The sequence below is a fragment of the Labedaea rhizosphaerae genome (genome assembly GCF_004362825.1).
GTDB classification, from domain to species: Bacteria; Actinomycetota; Actinomycetes; order Mycobacteriales; family Pseudonocardiaceae; genus Labedaea; species Labedaea rhizosphaerae.
In genome coordinates this window covers 660,735-677,267 of sequence record NZ_SNXZ01000002.1, presented here as the reverse complement: position 1 = coordinate 677,267, position 16,533 = coordinate 660,735, and the positions used below count along the sequence as shown (strand labels likewise).

Below are 16,533 nucleotides of genomic sequence, written 5' to 3'. Positions count from 1 at the left end.
CCCGGCTCATGATCATTATACCCTGCGACCTGCGGTAATGCTCGGTGGAGCGTTAGAAGCTGACGTCGCCGTGGATGTCGCGGGCCTGCACGACCTTGCCTGACACCTCACCGGTTACCTGGTTGGTGACACCACCATGGTCGGCGCGCTGTTCGACGCTGACCTTGGCCCATTCCGCACGCAGCGCCTTGCTGAACTCCGGGTCCGCGGTTTCCTCCATGGCCAATCGCTCGGCGAGGGCATGCACGGCCTGCTCGTCCTGGGGTGCCGCCGTTGCGGCCTCGAGCGCCGCGCGTGCCTCGGCGCGCTGTTCGAACCGCTTCTTGACCATGTCGTAGAGCGACGAGACAGCTTTGGTCGCCAATGCTGCGGCAATGGACACCAGCACGGGCTCGGGCATTTGAGGGCCTCCCAGGTCGACTCGTCCTCGATCACCGTAGCAAGCGTTCCTGCTGGTCGACCCCCGACCGAGTGCTCGACCGTCGTGACCGAGGACTTGCCTGGCACGACCTGCAGTCGGGCTGGGCGCGTTCCATGAACTCGTGGTCACGGTGTGTAACTTAGGACTTCTAACAGAGTGAGTGGTTCTTGAGTCGGCGTCAGCAGATGATGCTGTAGCCCAGGCTGAGGAAGGCTTCGTGGATGTCGTCGGAGATGTCCCAGCGGATGCGCAGGCGTCGGAACCAGTGCAGCAGCGCGAAGCAGCCTTCGACGACCCAGCGGTGAACGCCGAGTCCGGAGCCGTGGGCGACTCCGCGGCGGGCGATGACCGGGCGGATGCCCTTGGCGGGGACCAGCTTGCGGTACTTGTCGTGGTCGTTGCTTGTTCTTTGGCGAATTCGCACCTCTGGCGGTGTCCGGCCACTGATACCACGGTTCGCGAGCCTTACGCACCGGGCGGGTCGCGCCTGGGCGGGGCCGGACCCAGGGACGGTTGGTCACGGCACACGGTGAAGGGGCGTCGTGCCTGAGTCGAGAGCGCTGAAGGGCTTTGCCGGCGAAACCGAGACGGCGCTGATCGGTGATCAGGCTTCGGGGATGTCGCGGCCGAACGCTTCCAGGGTCACCGCGTCCGGTTCGGGGCCGCCGCGGACTCCGGTGTCGACGGCGTCGATGGCGGTGAGTTCCGCGTCGGTGAGGTCGAAGTCGAACACGGCGAAATTCTCGGCGATGCGCTCGGGGCGGGTCGACTTCGGGATCACCGAGCGGCCCTGCTGCAGGCCCCAGCGCCTCATCACCTGCGCCGGTGACTTGGCGTGGGCCTGGGCGATGCCAACGATGGTTTCGTTCTCCAGCGTGCTGGTGTGCTTGCCGTCGCGGTAGAAGGTGATGCCGCCGATCGGGGACCAGGCCTGCGAGATGACGCCGTGCTCGGCGTTCGCGGCGAGGACGTCACGCTGCTGGAAGCACGGGTGCACCTCGAGCTGGTTCACCGCGGGCACGACCGCGGTCTCCTCGAGGAGGTGCTCGAGGTGTTCCCGCATGAAGTTGCTGACTCCGATGGCCCGCACGCGCCCGTCGTTCTGCAGCTTCTCCAGCGCGCGGTAGGTGTCGATGGTCAGGTCGAAGCGGGACGGCAGCGCCTGGTGCAGGATCAGTAGATCGATGTGCTCGATGCCGAGTTTGGCGGCGCTCTTGTCGAACGCGTGCAGGGTGGCGTCGTAGCCGTAGTCGCTGATCCACACCTTGGTCTCGACGAAGATCTCCGACCGGTCGACGCCGGAGCGAGTTGCGCGGCCTCAGCTGGGCAACATGAACTCGTCAAGTGGGCGGATCCGAGACGGGTTGTCCACGATGCCCGGCTTGCCTGGAGAGCGGCGGATGAGTCCTTCGACGAGTACGGCACGGCCGGCGTTGTGCCACTCCCATGCCTCGCGATAGGTGTCGATGGGCAGCCGTACCCTGACCTCCGACGGCCGGCCTCGCCTCATGGTCGACACAGCGATCTCACCGTAGGGGTCATCGTGGTTCTCGTGGCGGAACCCAACGATCGTACCTGAGAAGATCTGCCTGGACGGAGCTTTCTGCTGCCGCAACCGGTCGGCGACGTATCGGACGAGGTCGACGGCTTCGGCGCTGATCGACACCTGCCGGATCGTCCCTGGCGCAGGCACAACGGGCGCCCATTCGACAGTGCTCTCGAACTCGCTGATCGCACTCTCATCGAGGACGTTCGCCAACCCCGCGCAGAACTCGCGGCTTACCCCTCGGTACACCAGCTCGTGGATATGATCGGTACTCGGTTGTCGCCCAGGCGTCACAACGAGATCGCGTACAGCTTGCATAGATTGCGCGAAGGTGCGCATGACTCGACGTTCGAACGGCTCAGGCGGTTCCTTATGCAGAACGGGATCTTCGCGGTCGTCATACAACGTTGGTTGCGTGGGAGCCTCCTGGTCGGGTTCACGGATAGGCACCAGCACTGGGATGATGAAAGATCCTCGCTCTGTGTGTCCCATGAACGCCTCGCGGATCACGTCATCGCCGATCCTCGAGTAGCTTCCGGCGATCTGAGCGCGCTCCCGACGTGCGGTGGTAGCGGTCGCCCGTAGCATCATCCGGGCAGAGCTGATCAGCTTCGTCGCCGTCTCGAGCGGAATCTTGTCGACGATGCGATAGTCGTTCACCGCGCGTAGATGTGTTACGTCGAACCGCACGTGCCGAACTGCATCTGCGGTTGCCTTGAGGTCGCGCTGCTCTGTTCTGGCAAGCCTCTCCAGCACGGAGCCGAGCAACACATCGTCTGGCTCGTGTGGCACGCCGATGCGAGCGTCGCCGTTGACCCAAAGCGTTCCACCCGGGCCCGGTGAGCTGGATCTCCACCCGTAGGCCCTGAGGTAGCTGATCAGGTCGGTCAGTGCCGGCAGGACGACGGTGTCAGACACCCACACCGCCTCCTCTCGACGGGTCGAAGCTAGCTTCGACATCGTCCGCCCACAACCGCAGCGTGTCGGCAGTCAACCGCTGTGCCTTTGGAACAACGATGTTCTGGCCGTCTGGGAGCTTGTCGACACGGACCCAGAAGGCCGCAGCCCGATGCAGGGTCGCCTCGTCTTGATGATGCAACCACGCAACCTGATCGTCAGGATCGACGATCACCAGCACGAAGTAGACGGGTACCCCGCACCGATTCCAGCGCTTGCGCCAGGACTCGTCGATCGGCCAGGTTGCCGTGGAACCGCCCTTGAGCCGGAACTGCCCAGTGCACTTCACTTGCACCCGCGCGTCCGCGATCTCGAACGCGACGGTTCCGTCGACCGCAAGGACGTCCTCGTCTGGGCTGGTCTCCTGAAAGCCCACACCGGCTTGGCTGCACACCGCTCGGACGTAAGCCACACCGAACCGGGACTTCGCCCGGTTCGTGTCCAGAGTCGCGACACCCTTCGGCAAACGGCCGCTGCCACCAACCATGATCAGATCCTGGCGCATCAACTCCATGTTGTGCAGCCGTCGTTGGCGTGAACTATTCCAAGAAGGTCACCCATTCAGGCGCTTCACCGAGCGTGCGGAAAGCGGCATCGACGCTCGCGTTCCTGGTCAGTCGGTGCCGACGACGCCGCGCTATCCGGAGACCTTGTCCACGGCTGCTCGGTGCCAGCGAGCGTGGCGGCGGGGAATGCGCCGAGCGGAGGGCATACCCAGTCGGGCAGGACGAGTGTTCCCGACCTGGCGACGTGCGGATCAAACGCTCGTGATTGACCGCTGGCACAAGCAAGTGCCGGGGTTGTTACGCAAGGATCCGGGGGGAGGTCGTAGCCGAGCTCGTGCGCAATCCGCAGCAGGACCCGGATCTGTTGGCCGACCGCTGAATCAGACCGCGCAGCATGCGGGTCCAAGCGTCGGCCAGCCACGCTGCGACTGCTCCGTCGTCCCTCACCAGCGGATTGATCCGGCCGGTCCGCGCGAACTCCCGAAGTCCGGCGCCGGGAGCTTCGACGCCGGCGCGGCCAACTTTGGGCGGTCTCGATACTCCCCGGGACGGTCACGACGAACCGCTGATGTCGTCGCCGTCCCGTGGCGCGTCATCGCTGTTGCAGCTTCCCGGCCCGTCGCGCTATGTTCGATTTAACTGGATCCGCTACTCGTTCGGGTCATAGGCCACGTCGCGTGAGAGCGGCGCAACGCGTGGACACGTGTTATCTGGTACCGAGGTGACCCGTAGGAAGCCCGCAATACCAGGATGAACCCTATGAGTAGGTTCGACGAACCGCACGACGAGACCACCGAAACCGCTACGGCTCAGGTCCTCGATGTGCTGATCCTCCGCGGTGTCGGCGACCTCACCAGCATTCGCGCTGCCGAGGAGATCGTCGCGCCGGCGTTCGCGGGCGATCCCGAAACCGCCGTCGTGGTGGACCTGTCCACTGTGACCTACTTGAGCATGGAGGCGGTGGTCCCTTTCGTCACCCTGGCCCTTCGCTGCGCCGCCCAGGGAACGCCTCTGCGGGTCATGGCCTCCGAGAGAGCCTGGCGCAAGCTGACGTCCTTGGGACTGCATGACATGCTGCCGCTGGAACCATCGCCTGCCGATTGCTGACCGGGGCGAGCACGCACGACGGTGGCCGGTATGGCATTGCGCCGCCCGTGGGCCACCGGGCTTTCGAGCCGCGATCACCAGCGTCCGCTGATGCCGATCAGCCAGCTCGATTGCTGTCATTCTGAAGTCAGAAGTCAGCGCTCGGATGATGGTCAGTCCTCGGCCGTCGCTGGGGCGGTTGTCGTTCTCGCGCCACTGGCCGGTGACAGTCACGGTTATCGTCAACGCCGTCACGTCCGGTGTGGCGGTCACGGTCATGGTGCCGTCCGCTCGCGGTGGATTGGCGGCCCTATGACACTCGCCATAGCTTTGTAGACGGCCAACATCCCGTCCTCCGCGAAGTCGGCCGACAGGGCCACGCGGTCGCGACCTCCGGTCCGGCCGAGCGCGGTGCACACATCATCGATCCGCACATCGGCGAGCCGGTGTCGGACCTGCTGTCGATCACGGTGTCCGGCCTTCGCTGCTGTGGGCCGATGTCTACGCCACCGTCGCGTTCGCGCACGGTCTGGGCGCCGAGGACAGGCCGCGGCGGCGAGACCCGGACTGCGAGATCACCGCGGGGCCTGAAGCTCAGGCCGAGGACGCCACCGGTTCCGCACGCAGCGCACGCGCGTCCTGCGGCCGGCGATGACCAGGCCGTTTTCGCTGAGGGCGCTCCGCAACGCGTCCGCGTCTTCTGCGCGGCGGCGGCCAGGATCGCTAGATCACAAGCCTTGGGTTGGGGTCAGCTTCCCGCGTCCTTGACGGTCGTGATGTCTCAGCGTCGAGGAGTTGAGGCCGAGGTGTAGCGAGAATTAGCCATCGCCGTGGCCGGATATCGTTGGCTCACCGGATTGATCACCATCGCCCGGGCGAGTTACTCGCTGGCCCTTCCCTATTGGCTTGCGCGGTCGATTTCCGTAGCAGGGTGGCTGCCAGCGCGCCGATCTCAGGCGCGAGGCCCGCCGCGATGAGTGCCATGATCACCGGCGGCCCGGCGTGCGAAGGTGGAGCCCCTGGCGGTGCCGGCGGTGGGGTGAAGCGCAGATGTGAGTCCATGTGATGCCACCGGGTCACTTCCAGGTAGATCACGCGCCAACTGGCTGCCCAAACAGCCAGTGCCGTTCCCAAGAGGAACCACAAACCGCGCCGGTGTGGCATCACCGGCCGGCAGTGAGGATCGCGGCGCGCAACGTCGGCGCTGAGACGCCGAGCGCGGCCAGGATGGGTGGGACCAGCCCGCCGGTGGCTCCCACGACGACGGCGCCCAGGTGATGTGCTGCGACCCGTGTCGCGCCGTCTTGCTGGGCCTGCTTCGCTGCGGCTTGCAGGCAGGATCGTGCTCTACTCGTTGCCTCACGTCAAGATGCCCGCGTAGGGGTGGTCGTTGCCTCACGGGAAGGTGCCCGCGTGGTGAGGCCTGTGTAGGGGCGGGTGGGGAGGTCTGTGCGGGTGACTTCGGCGGCGAGGGCGTCACTGAGAGCGAGGATTTCCCGGCGGATCGCGGCGGGGTTGAGGGTGAGGTAGTGAGCGTGCAGCAGGGCCTTGTCGTGGATGTCGACGGCTGGGTCGGTGCACAGGCGTTGGAACGGGGTTCGCGCGGTGTCGTGTTTCTTGGTCACTTTCGCGCCGACGCGGACCTTGGACACCAGTTTTTGTTGTGGGACGAAGAAGTTGATGTGGTCGCGGAGCAGCGCGTAGATGCCGTTGAGCACGTCGACGTGCAGCTCGCCGTGGTAGCGGTGATAGCCGACGACTCGGCGCACGACCGACCAGTTCTTCTGTTCCACGTGGCAGCCGTCGTTGCTGTGGGCGGGCCGGGATCGGGTGAAGGTGATCTCGTTGTCCCGGCAGAAGGTGAGCAGGTGGGCGTTGATGAACTCGCTGCCGTTGTCGGAGTCGATCCCCAGGACGGGGAACGGGACCCCGGCCACGATGTCGGCGAGCGCGGCCAGCACCCATTTCTGGGCTTTGTTGCGCACCGCGCGGACCTCGGTCCACCCGGTGGCGATGTCGGTCACGGTCAGGGTGGAGGCGAACTCCCCGGCCGGGTTGCCGCCCTCGTGGGCGACCAGGTCGATCTCCACGAACCCCGGCCGGCCCTCGTCCCAGTCCGCCCACGTCCGGATCGGGATCTGCGATTTCAACAAGCTGCCCGGCTTGGTCAACGACCGGCCCCGGGGCGCCCAGCAGGCCCGATCCGCGGCCAGCCGCCGATCGATCGTGGCCGCGGACATCCGCACCAGCTGATATCGGGTCTGCTCGCTGATCACCAACTCACCACACGCGATCAACCGATCCACCACCTCACCCAAAAACGGCGCCAACCGCTTCCCCGAGGGCGCGTCCAGCACCGCCCACACCTTCCGCAACGCCGCCACCACCTCCGGCCCATACACCGGCTCCCGCGGCTTACGCGGCTGTTTCCGTTGCCACGCACCAGATCTCGGCTGCACCGCTACCCGCAGGGCCTTGCGGGCATGATCACGATGCCAACCGGTCAACGCGCACAACTCATCCAAGATCCGCGCCTTCTCCACCCGGCCGGCCGACCGATAACGCCCAGCGAGCTGCTTGGTCACGGCCTTACGCTGACCCATCGTCAACCCCATCGATCACGATGAGTCACCACCCCACACCGGCACAGCCGCCACGCCGCTACGCGGGCACAATTACGTGAGGCAACGACTCACCTTCCCGGGCATTTTTGATGAGTCAACGCGCTCTGCTGGTGACCAGCATGTGTCCGGGTAGCCTGGCACGCTGCCGCCTGGTCAAGGCGGGGAGCGCCGCTGTTGCCAGGCCGAAGTTGGCTTCGACTGCCTCCCGCACGGCGTTCAAGTCGATGCCGATCGTGGCGAGCGCGCCGGCGTCCAGACCGGCGAACATGGTGCGTGATGGGGTAAGCAGCCGTTCGGTTTGCATTGCGACGCCGCCGGGAGTGAGACCGTGTTCTCTGGCCACACTGCCTGCGCGGGTCGGCGAGTCCGCGAGGCCGTACAGCAGGTGTTCGGATCCGATCCCGGGATGTTGCAAGGATCGGGCGCGGTCTTGGGCTATCCGGACGACCATGCGGGCATCGTCGTCGAAGCCCAGCTTCCTCATCTCGGTCCTCGGGGCCTGCGGCCGTGCTTGCGGTGCACGGTCTGCTTGCTCACCCCGAGCCGCGATGCTATTTCCTGCCAGGACCACCCCGCCCTTCGTGCTCGATCGACCTGCAGGGCTTCGAGTTCCTCGGCCAAGGTGCGCAGGGCCGCGACTGCCCGCAGGCCCACGTCCGGGTCGGCGCTTGCCGCGCTGGTGGCGATCTTTTCGCGTGCGTTCACTTCGTCAGCATATGCTGACGAAGGTAGGTCGTCAACATATGCTGACAAGCCATGCATCGAGTGCCCTGCAAGATTTCGGGCGGCGAGCGTCAGGCGTCGCGTTTGGCGGTGGTGACGAGGGCGGCTCCCAAGGCGAGGGCAGTGAAACCCGCGAAGTAGATCAAGGCGGGCCAGGGGCCGAGGGTGGCGTCCGACGGCGGGAGTCCGTCGTGGGCGTTTGCGGTGATGGGGTCGGCGTCGCCGGTGAGGAACTTGTTGCCGACGTTGAATGGCAGCCAGTGGTGGATGGCTGGGCCGGCTTTCGGGATGAACTGGACCAGTTGCTCGGCGCCTTGTGTGTATCCGATGAGCAGGGCGATCGCGCCTGCCGAGTGTCGGACCAGGGCGCCGATCGCGACGGCGAAGGTGCCGGCGAGCGCGAAGACCAGCCCGGTGCCGGCAACGGCGCGCCATTCGAACGGCGTGTCGATGGCGAGGTCTGCGGTGGGGACCGCGAGCTTGGCGGCGGCGACGGACCCGAACGAGCACAGTTCGCCGAGGACTGCGCTGATGAGGGCGACGACGGCGGCCTTGGCGAGCAGCACCTGGGTGCGTCGGGGTGCGGCGACGAACGTCGCGCGGATCGTGCCGTAGCGGTATTCGGTGGTGACGGCGAGGGTTGCCATGACCATGACGATGAGCAGGCCGACTCCGGAGCCGAACTGGGTGCTGGTCACGGTGACGGGTGCGGTGGTGGCGCTGCCGGCGGCGAACATCGCGGCGAAGGTGAGGGTCAGTGCGACCGCGAGTGCGGCGCAGCACCACGCCGAGCGGGTGGAGCGGAGCTTGATGCGTTCGACGGCGAGGAGGGTCATGGGGTCACCTGCTTGTCGTGACGAGGTCGGAGCCCGGCTGGGTCGTGCGGTACTCCGTCGTCTCGCCGGTGCGCTGGAGGAAGGCGTCCTCGAGGGAGCCGCGGTGCTCGCTGAGTTCGTGCAGTGCGATGCCGTTGGCGGCGGCGAAGTCGCCGATGTCCACACCGTCCAATCCGGACACGAGGACTGCGCCATCGCCGTCCTCGCGGACCTCGCCGCCGAGGGACCGGAGCCCGGCGGTCAACGCGTCGAGGTGTGGGCTGCGCACTCGGGTGGTGACGTCGGTCGTGGCGACGAACTCCGCCGTCGTGCACTGGGTGATGAGTTTCCCGCGGCCGATCACCACGAGTTCGTCGGCGGTGAGTGCCATCTCCGAGAGCAGGTGGCTCGACACGAACACGGTGCGGCCCTCGTCGGCCAGGCGGCGCATGAGGGTGCGGATCCAGAGGATGCCCTCGGGGTCGAGTCCGTTGACGGGTTCGTCGAACAGCAGCACGCGTGGATCGCCGAGCAGCGCTGCGGCGATGCCCAGGCGCTGGGTCATGCCCAGGGAGAACCCGCCCGCGCGTTGGGACGCGACGGCCGTGAGGCCCACGATCTCCAGCACGTCGTCCACGCGGGCCGGCGGCAGTTTGTTCGATCTGGCAAGCCATTCCAGGTGCGCGTGGGCCGATCGGTTGGGATGCAACCAGGACGCGTCGAGCAGGGCGCCGACGACCCGCAGGGGGTGTCGGATTTCGTGGTAACGCAGGCCGTCGATGCGTGCGACGCCGTCGGTCGGGGCGTCCAGGCCGAGGATCATGCGCATGGTCGTCGACTTGCCCGCGCCGTTCGGTCCCAAGAAGCCGGTCACGCGACCGGACGGGACCGTGAACGTCAGATGGTCGACAGCCACCTTGGTGCCGAAGTGTTTGGTCAGGGCAACCGCGTCGATCACGAGAGCTCCCACGCCAGGGCCGATGAGGTCGACTCGACCATGGCATTGCGGGCTCGTCTCGCACTTGATTCCGCGGAATTGTCATTTGCCGTCAGTTAACCGAGGTTCAAGAACGCGCTAACCCGGCTCGGTCTATCGAGCCGTTGTCCTGATCGTCCACACGGGACATGGCGGGGTCGGTGGTCAGGTTATGTTCAGGATCGGTCCAGACAATGACCGGCATGGTGATGAGTGGCGCCAAGCGCGCGCAGCCGGCGGTGGGCCGGATGCTGAACAAGGTCCCCGAGGTCACGGTCTGGTTCTGGATAATCAAGATCCTCTGCACGACGGTCGGTGAGAGTTTCGCCGACTGGATCAACATGACCCTTGGCGTCGGCCTCCGGACGACGTCGTTGATCTTCACTGTCGTTCTCGTCGGCGCGCTTGTGTGGCAACTGCGCACGCGTCAGTACACGCCGCCGGTGTACTGGTTGACGGTCGTGGTGGTCAGCGTCACCGGGACGCTCTACACGGACATCCTCACCGATGACCTGAAGGTGCCTCTGGCCGTCAGCACCACCGTTTTCGCCGTCGTGCTGGCCATTGTGTTCGGCGTCTGGTGGAAGCGCGAGCGGACATTGTCCATCCACAGCATCGTCACGCTGCCCCGAGAGGCGTTCTACTGGCTGGCCGTCCTGGTGACCTTCGCGCTGGGGACCGCCGCCGGCGACTGGACGCTCGACGCGACCGGCTGGGGGCCGGGGACGTCGGTCCTGCTGCCCGCAGGGCTGATCGCGACGATCCTGCTCGGCTGGCGGCTGGGCGCGAACGCGGTGTTGTCGTTCTGGCTCGCCTACATCCTCACCCGGCCACTGGGCGCCAACCTCGGCGACTGGCTGGCCTCGCCGACCGCGGACCAAGGGCTCGGCGTCGGCACGGCGATGACGAGCGTGATCTTCCTGGTGGCGATCCTCCTCACCGTCGTTTATCTGACTGGCACCCGTCGCGACGTCATCGATGGCGCTGCGTATTCGCACCTGGGATCGGTGACCACCCGGCCAGGCCGGGAACGCGCGATGCTCGCCTACTACGCCGTGGTCGCGGCCGCGACTGGCGTCCTGCTCGCCTGGGCCGCGGCCCAGCCCCACGCGCAGCCGGCCAGTGAGGAGGACCAGCCCGCCGCGCCGACGGTGCACCTCACCCCGAACCAGGCGGTCGCGCACTTCCCGCCGTCGGAGGTCGCCAAGTTCCGCACCATCGCGAACGACACCCTCACCATGCTCCGTCGTGGCGACCAGACCGGCGCGACCGCGCGGATCAAGGACCTCGAGACTGCTTGGGACGACGACCAGCAGACGCTGCAGCCGCTCGACGACACCGCGTGGCACTTCCTCGACAGCCAGATCGATGACGTCTTGACTGCGCTGCGGGCCTCGCCTGCGGATCCGGTCGCCGAGAAGGACGCGCTGACGGCGTTGCTCACCTCGCTGGGCTGACTCAACCCGGTGGGAGCGTGACGCGGACTGTGGTGCCGGTGGTGCCGGTGGCATCACCGGCAGGCAGGACGGTCACGTCGCCGTCGGCGGCACGAGCGAGCCGGCGCGCCAGCGGGAGGCCGAGGCCACCGCCGTCGTGCCCATCTGCTGGATCTGCGCGGAATCCCGGTTCGAAGACCCGTTCCAGGAGATCGTCGGCGATGCCCGTCCCGTCGTCGTGGACGTCGACGGTGATGCTGCTGCCGGCCCGCCGTGCGGTGATGACAACGGTCGTAACGGCGTAGCGGTCCGCGTTGTCGAGGATCGGAGCGAGGATGCGCGAGGCGACCGCGGCGTCGACGCCGACGAGGTCCGCGTCCGGTTCCACGGCGCTGTCCGGTCGCCCGAGCTCGGCGAGAACGTCCGGCAGCAGGCAGGTGCCGGGTAGGAGCCCGGTCTCCAGCCGGGCGGTCGACAGCAATGTCTCGAGGATCGTTGACATCGACGCCGCCGCGGCGTGGATCGCTGAGGCCTCAGGGCAATCCGGTGACCGGCGCAGGAGCAGATCGGCTTCGCTGGTGATCCGGCTCAATGGTGTGCGCAACTCGTGGGACAGCTCGCCCGAGAGTTGTCGTTCGTGGCGCAGGACCGCGGCGAGCCGGTCGAGCAGGGCGTCCAGGTGGTGCGCCAGGGTGTCGAGTTCGTGATAGCCCTGGTGCCGTCCGAAGCGATCGGTGTGGGCGCGTTCGGACCACGCGGCGGCCTGGGCGCTCATCGCCTGCACCGGTCGCAGGGCCCGTGCGGCGGTGATGCGGAGGACGACCCAGGCGCCGGCGACGGCGAGCACGGCGAGCAGCGCCGTGCCGGACATCGCGACCTTGGTGGCGTGCTCGTAGGGCGTCAGGTTGATCGACGCGACCACAACCGCGAAGGGCTTGCCATTGCGTGCGACCGGTGTCGAGTAGAGCCGAAGCGATCCTGTGGTGGCGTAGGAACCGGGCGCGGCCGCGCGCAGGTCGGCGGCATGCTGGACCTGCGGTGATCCGCTGCCTCGTTCGATCGCTCGAGCTCCCTGGTAGACCCAGGTGTTCGCGTCGAGGGTGGGGTCGGAGTCGGTCTCGACGACCTGCGCGGACCCGTCGGCGGACGGTACGACGGTGCTGGCGGCGGCCTCCGCGCGGGTCTGCAACGCCGAATCGGCCTGCTGGTGCAACACGCTGCCGAGCACGACGTCGAATCCCGCGATGAGCAGGACCAGCCAGCAGGCGATCACCAGGACGCCGAACGCCGACACCCGGCCGCGAAGAGTCCGTGCACCCCGGCGGTCAGACAAGCTCGTACCCGACGCCGCGCGCGGTGCGGATGGTGTGCTCGGTGCCGATCTCGGCCAACTTGCGTCGTAGCCGCGAGACGTACTTGTCGATGGTGTTGTCCGAAACGCTGGCCCCGGCCGGCCATGCCGCGTCGACCAGTTGACGGCGCCGCACGACTCCGACCGGTGGCGCGATCAGCCGTGCCAGCATTCGGAATTCCGTCGGAGACAACTCGGCGCGATCGACGCCGCGCGAGACCGCGTGGGTGATCGGGTCGACCTCGATGTCGGCCCACGCCCACGCGGACGGCGTCGGCGCGCGCCGGAGCACGGCACGCAGCCGTGCGAACAACTCGGCCATCGCGAACGGCTTGGGCAGGTAATCGTCACCGCCGCAGGAGAAACCCCGCGAGGCGATCGGTCACGTTGCCACGCGCGGTCAGGAAGATCACCGCCGCGTCGCAGCCGCGGGCACGCAACGCCTGGCACACGTCCCGACCGTCCGAGTCGGGCAGCCCGATGTCGAGCACCACGGCATCGACCGGCACGGCGGCAACCGTCTTGAGCGCTTGCGCACCGTCGACAGCCGTCACGACCTCGAAACCCTCCGAGCGCAGTGCGCGCGCCACGACGTCGCGCAGTCCGTGGTCGTCCTCCGCCACGAGCACCGTGTATGAGTTCACCGACAATGGCTCCACCAGCTCGTTGCCGCGCCCGCGACGGTGCCTGCCGTTGGTCGAGCGGTCATGACCCCGCCGGCGCGGTGGTGCGCAACGCGACGGTGAAGAAGTCGCGTTGGTCCGGGACGAGATAACGAGATGTGGGTCCTGGCATCGAGGGCAGCAAAGGAGTGGGGGCTTGGCTTGGGAGGCCGGGGTGGTGGGCGATGAAGGCGGCCATTCCGTTGTGGATGTCGAGTTGCAGGCCGCGGATGATCCCGGCTTGTTGCATGGCGGAGGCGAGGGTTGTGAGGGTCAGTCCGTTACCCGCGACGTAGCGCAGGTTGCCTTGTGCGTCGACACCGAGACCCGAGCGCCACGTGCATTGGTTCTGGGTGCCCTCGGCGCCCCACTGGTTGTTCGGGTTGGTCGCCAGGTCCGGTAACGGCCGGCCGTGGTCGACGATCAGGTCGAGGCTCTGCCGCACGGCGAGCACGTCTGGTCCCATCGTCATGTCGCGTCCCCACTGTCCGATGTCGACGGTGCCGTCCCGTTTCACGACGACGGATGCGGCGCCGTCGCGAAGCGGGCGAGCGGTCCGTCCATCGAGGTAGAAGCCGCCGTTGGCTTCGCGCATCCGGTAGCCGGAGTTGAACACGGCGACCAACCGGGGACGCAGCGATGCCGGTACTTGGGAGTTTTCGGCGGGGCCTCCCCACAGCAGGGTGGGCTCCTTGATGCCGGGGGTCAACGAGGTGGTCAGGACCTGCTGGTCGAGCCAGGCAACTCCGACAACGGTCCCCGGATGCGCCGCGTCGGGCCGGAACGCGGTCGTGTAGAGGGCCACGGTGCCGCTGGTGATGCGTGCCCCGGGCGTCCACTCACCTTCGCCGGGATGCGGTGGCAGACCTGGTGCCGGCTTGAGCGCTTCGAGTCGGTTCCCGGCGGCCGGCGGTTCTGTGGGACCTGTCTTCTGCTCCGGCCAGGCGGTGGGAGAACAGCCGTGGTACCAGAGGTTCTGCGTGAAGTCGACCACGCTGCCCGCCCCGAGGTCACGCAGCCAGTCCGCGGCTCGCGCGGCGGGGCTTGCGTAGCCGGGTGCCGTCATGGCCCGGATGAACGACACCGTGGGCAGGAGGGTCGTGACGAATCCGAAGGTTGCGACGACTGCCACGGCGCGTGCGCGGCGCCTCGTTGTGCGGGGCTGTTGTGGTTGCACACCTTGACGCTAGGAATCAGCGCGTGCGGCGAAGACCAAACCAAGGCAAGGTTCCGGCAAATTCACGGGGATTCGGCTGGCGTGTCCAACGGCAGAAGCAAGGTGAACGTGGTGGGGGAGCGTCGGGTCAGGCGCAGCCGGCCGCCTTCGGCCTCCGCGAGCCGCCGGGCGAGGGCAAGCCCGATGCCGTGCCGCGCATCGCGGACGCCGTCGCCGGCGTCGGTGTGGTCGCTGCGGCGCTGGAACACATCGGCGCCGGGGTCGATGTCGGTGCCTTCGTCGGCCACATCGACGGCGAGCGTGTCCCCGGCATCGCGTGCCAGTACCGACACGGTGCCGGTGCCGTGTTTGCTCGCGTTGTCCAGCAACACCGCGACCACCTGGCGCACGACCGGTCCCGCGACCAGGCAGGCAGTCATCTCCGGGTCCACCGATACCCGCAGCGCCCGGCCGTTGGCGGCGAGCGGGCCGTGCCATTCGTGTTCCAGCTCGGTGATCAGCGGGCCGAGCGGGGCGGCGCGGTCGCCGTGGTGGGTGTCGCGTGCCAATGCGAGGAGATCGGTGATGGTGCGGTCGAGCCGGTCGGTGGTGGCGAGCCCGGCCGTGATCGCGGCCTGCGGATCAGCGCGGGGGTCGTCCAATGCGGACTCCAGCTGCAGGCGCAGCCCCGCGAGCGGGGTGCGCAGCTGGTGAGATGCCTCGGAGCTGAACGCGCGTTCTCGTGCTAGCAGGTCGTTGAGCCGTTCGGCGGTGGTATCCAGTGCAGACCTGACCGAGTCGATCTCTGGGATTCCCGCGCGCGGTGTGCGCACGGTGAAGTCGCCGTCGCCGAGCCGGCGCGCGGCCGTCGACAGTTCTTCCAGTGGCGCGGCGAGCCGGCTGGCCTGCCTGCGTGCGATGAGCCAGGTCGTGATCAACGCGACCGAGGCGAGCAGCGCCATTGCGAGCCAGGTCAAGCCGGTTCGTACGAGCACCTCCGTGTGCGGGGTGGCGGCGCGGACGACGCCGGTGACCTGGCTGCCGTCGCTGATCGGCACGATGGCGACGAGGTCGTCGTCCATGTCGGTGTCGATGACGTCGCCCGGCTGGATTCGTGTCGCCGCGCGGAGGGTGGCGGGCCCGTCGCCGAGCACCCGGACGCCATCTCGACCGTAGAGGGCCAGATCCGTCGTATCTCCTACGGCCGGCATGTGCCGCGGCGTGATGCCCCGCAACGTGTCCGCGGCGATGGTGAGCGCGGCGGCGTCGGCCGCGCGCTCGAGTTCGGCGCGCTCGTCGGTGAGGTAGTACTGCGCGGCGGCGATCGCCAGCGGAACACCGAACAACGTGATGGCGAGCATCGCGGCCGCCAAGGTGAGCGCGGCGATCCGTTTGCGCATTGTGGGTTCCCTCGAGCGTCGCCGCGCTCAGTCCGATGGTGGCTCGAGCCGGTAGCCGTGCCCGCGCAGCGTGCTGATGGTGGGCAGCGTCGCGGCCGGCGCGGCATTGGCGAGTTTGCGGCGCAGCGCTGCGACATGCACGTCGAGGGTCTTCGTCGACCCGAACCAGTGCGCGTCCCACACGTCGGCCATCAGGGTGTCGCGACGCAACGCGACCCCTGGCTCGCGCGCCAGGCGCAGCAGCAAGTCGAATTCCTTGGTCCGCAAGCTGAGTTCGCGCCCGGCGACGGTGACCCGTCGCGACGCCGGGTCGATGTGCAACTGGCCGTGCACGATCGGGTTCTGGTCCTCACCCGAACTGGACTCGCGCCGCAGGTGCGCGCGGATGCGGGCGTGCAGTTCGGCGAGCCGGACCGGTTTCGTCAGGTAGTCGTCGGCACCGGCCTCGAGACCGACGATCACATCCATCTCCTCGGTGCGAGCGGTGAGGATGACCTGCACACAACCGGGTTGGACCTCACGCAACCGGCGGCACACCTCGATGCCGTCGAGGTCGGGCAGGCCCAGGTCAACCAGCGCCAGATCGAACGTATGACCGTCTGTGTCGCGCAGGGCGTCGTGGCCGTTGCGCATCCAGCGCACGGCGTGACCGTGACGGCTCAGACTCGACTCCAGAGCCGACCCGATCGTCTCGTCGTCCTCGATGACCAGCAAACGCGCCATGGTCCGCACTCTAATTCCGGGTCAACACCTGGGCCACCGGCGCGCCCAGACCGCACGCGATGGTCGAGGTATTCGGCGATATCCAGATCGCCCTGGATATAGCGGTTTCGCAGGGCACGCTCTGTCTCATCGGATCGGATGGGTGCCGCGG

At 67.5% G+C, this 16,533-nt stretch carries 16 protein-coding genes and 3 pseudogenes; 2 read left to right on the top strand and 17 right to left on the bottom strand.

Going from position 1 to position 16,533, the window contains the following annotated elements; translation table 11 throughout:
• Positions 1-52 precede the first annotated feature (52 nt).
• The 5 genes and pseudogenes from EV186_RS12325 to EV186_RS12305 form a co-directional block, all read right to left on the bottom strand.
• A complete protein-coding gene (locus EV186_RS12325) occupies positions 53-400 on the bottom strand; it encodes a hypothetical protein (RefSeq protein WP_133849361.1) in 348 nt (115 codons plus the stop codon).
• 199 nt (positions 401-599) lie between these two features.
• Positions 600-782: pseudogene (locus EV186_RS12320) on the bottom strand (IS5/IS1182 family transposase); the annotation flags it as partial.
• Between the two features lie 243 nt (positions 783-1,025).
• Positions 1,026-1,724, bottom strand: a pseudogene (locus tag EV186_RS12315) (aldo/keto reductase); the annotation flags it as partial.
• Between the two features lie 15 nt (positions 1,725-1,739).
• The gene (locus tag EV186_RS12310; RefSeq protein ID WP_133849359.1) at positions 1,740-2,885 is read right to left on the bottom strand and encodes a hypothetical protein; all 1,146 of its coding nucleotides are present in this window, start codon (positions 2,883-2,885) and stop codon (positions 1,740-1,742) included.
• Complete coding sequence (locus EV186_RS12305; protein WP_166659143.1) at positions 2,878-3,429, bottom strand: DUF4365 domain-containing protein; 552 nt, start codon at positions 3,427-3,429, stop codon at positions 2,878-2,880. The genes EV186_RS12310 and EV186_RS12305 overlap by 8 nt, the downstream gene beginning before the upstream one ends.
• Positions 3,430-4,189: 760 nt before the next feature.
• Between EV186_RS12305 and EV186_RS12300 the strand changes: the two genes are divergently transcribed.
• On the top strand, positions 4,190-4,537 hold the full coding sequence (locus EV186_RS12300) for an STAS domain-containing protein (RefSeq protein WP_133849357.1): 348 nt from the start codon (positions 4,190-4,192) through the stop codon (positions 4,535-4,537).
• Positions 4,538-5,679: 1,142 nt separating this feature from the next.
• On the opposite strand, the pseudogene EV186_RS40910 reads toward EV186_RS12300, so the two are convergent.
• The 6 genes and pseudogenes from EV186_RS40910 to EV186_RS12270 form a co-directional block, all read right to left on the bottom strand.
• A pseudogene (locus tag EV186_RS40910) lies at positions 5,680-5,859 on the bottom strand (hypothetical protein); the annotation flags it as partial.
• A gap of 21 nt (positions 5,860-5,880) precedes the next feature.
• A complete protein-coding gene (locus EV186_RS12290) occupies positions 5,881-6,822 on the bottom strand; it encodes an integrase catalytic domain-containing protein (protein WP_208115580.1) in 942 nt (313 codons plus the stop codon).
• Between the two features lie 412 nt (positions 6,823-7,234).
• Complete coding sequence (locus EV186_RS12285; protein ID WP_133849355.1) at positions 7,235-7,624, bottom strand: Clp protease N-terminal domain-containing protein; 390 nt, start codon at positions 7,622-7,624, stop codon at positions 7,235-7,237.
• Positions 7,621-7,845, bottom strand: a complete 225-nt coding sequence (locus tag EV186_RS12280) for a helix-turn-helix domain-containing protein (protein ID WP_208115579.1) — start codon at positions 7,843-7,845, stop codon at positions 7,621-7,623. Before EV186_RS12280 ends, EV186_RS12285 begins: the two co-directional genes overlap by 4 nt.
• Positions 7,846-7,934: 89 nt before the next feature.
• Positions 7,935-8,699, bottom strand: a complete 765-nt coding sequence (locus tag EV186_RS12275) for an ABC transporter permease (RefSeq protein ID WP_133849353.1) — start codon at positions 8,697-8,699, stop codon at positions 7,935-7,937.
• Positions 8,700-8,703: 4 nt separating this feature from the next.
• Positions 8,704-9,636 carry an ATP-binding cassette domain-containing protein gene (locus EV186_RS12270; protein ID WP_133849352.1) on the bottom strand — a complete coding sequence of 311 codons (933 nt, stop codon included), beginning with the start codon at positions 9,634-9,636 and terminating at the stop codon, positions 8,704-8,706.
• Between the two features lie 167 nt (positions 9,637-9,803).
• On the opposite strand from EV186_RS12270, the gene EV186_RS12265 reads away from it, so the two are divergent.
• Positions 9,804-11,111, top strand: coding sequence for a COG4705 family protein (locus EV186_RS12265; RefSeq protein ID WP_243753991.1), 1,308 nt, complete (start codon positions 9,804-9,806; stop codon positions 11,109-11,111).
• Between the two features lies 1 nt (position 11,112).
• Here EV186_RS12265 and EV186_RS12260 read toward each other — a convergent pair whose 3' ends face one another.
• The 6 genes from EV186_RS12260 to EV186_RS12240 all read right to left on the bottom strand — a co-directional run bounded on the left by EV186_RS12260 (position 11,113) and on the right by EV186_RS12240 (position 16,382).
• Entirely contained in the window at positions 11,113-12,423 is a 1,311-nt protein-coding gene (locus EV186_RS12260; RefSeq protein ID WP_133849351.1) for a sensor histidine kinase, read from the bottom strand.
• Positions 12,416-12,763, bottom strand: a complete 348-nt coding sequence (locus EV186_RS39415) for a winged helix-turn-helix domain-containing protein (protein WP_208115578.1) — start codon at positions 12,761-12,763, stop codon at positions 12,416-12,418. The genes EV186_RS12260 and EV186_RS39415 overlap by 8 nt, the downstream gene beginning before the upstream one ends.
• Positions 12,764-12,788: 25 nt before the next feature.
• On the bottom strand, positions 12,789-13,085 hold the full coding sequence (locus EV186_RS39410; protein WP_208115577.1) for a response regulator: 297 nt from the start codon (positions 13,083-13,085) through the stop codon (positions 12,789-12,791).
• A gap of 61 nt (positions 13,086-13,146) precedes the next feature.
• Positions 13,147-14,097, bottom strand: coding sequence for a phosphodiester glycosidase family protein (locus EV186_RS12250; RefSeq protein ID WP_133849350.1), 951 nt, complete (start codon positions 14,095-14,097; stop codon positions 13,147-13,149).
• 245 nt (positions 14,098-14,342) lie between these two features.
• Positions 14,343-15,659 carry a sensor histidine kinase gene (locus tag EV186_RS12245; RefSeq protein WP_133849349.1) on the bottom strand — a complete coding sequence of 439 codons (1,317 nt, stop codon included), beginning with the start codon at positions 15,657-15,659 and terminating at the stop codon, positions 14,343-14,345.
• Positions 15,660-15,686: 27 nt separating this feature from the next.
• The gene (locus EV186_RS12240) at positions 15,687-16,382 is read right to left on the bottom strand and encodes a response regulator transcription factor (protein WP_133849348.1); all 696 of its coding nucleotides are present in this window, start codon (positions 16,380-16,382) and stop codon (positions 15,687-15,689) included.
• Positions 16,383-16,533 lie beyond the last annotated feature (151 nt).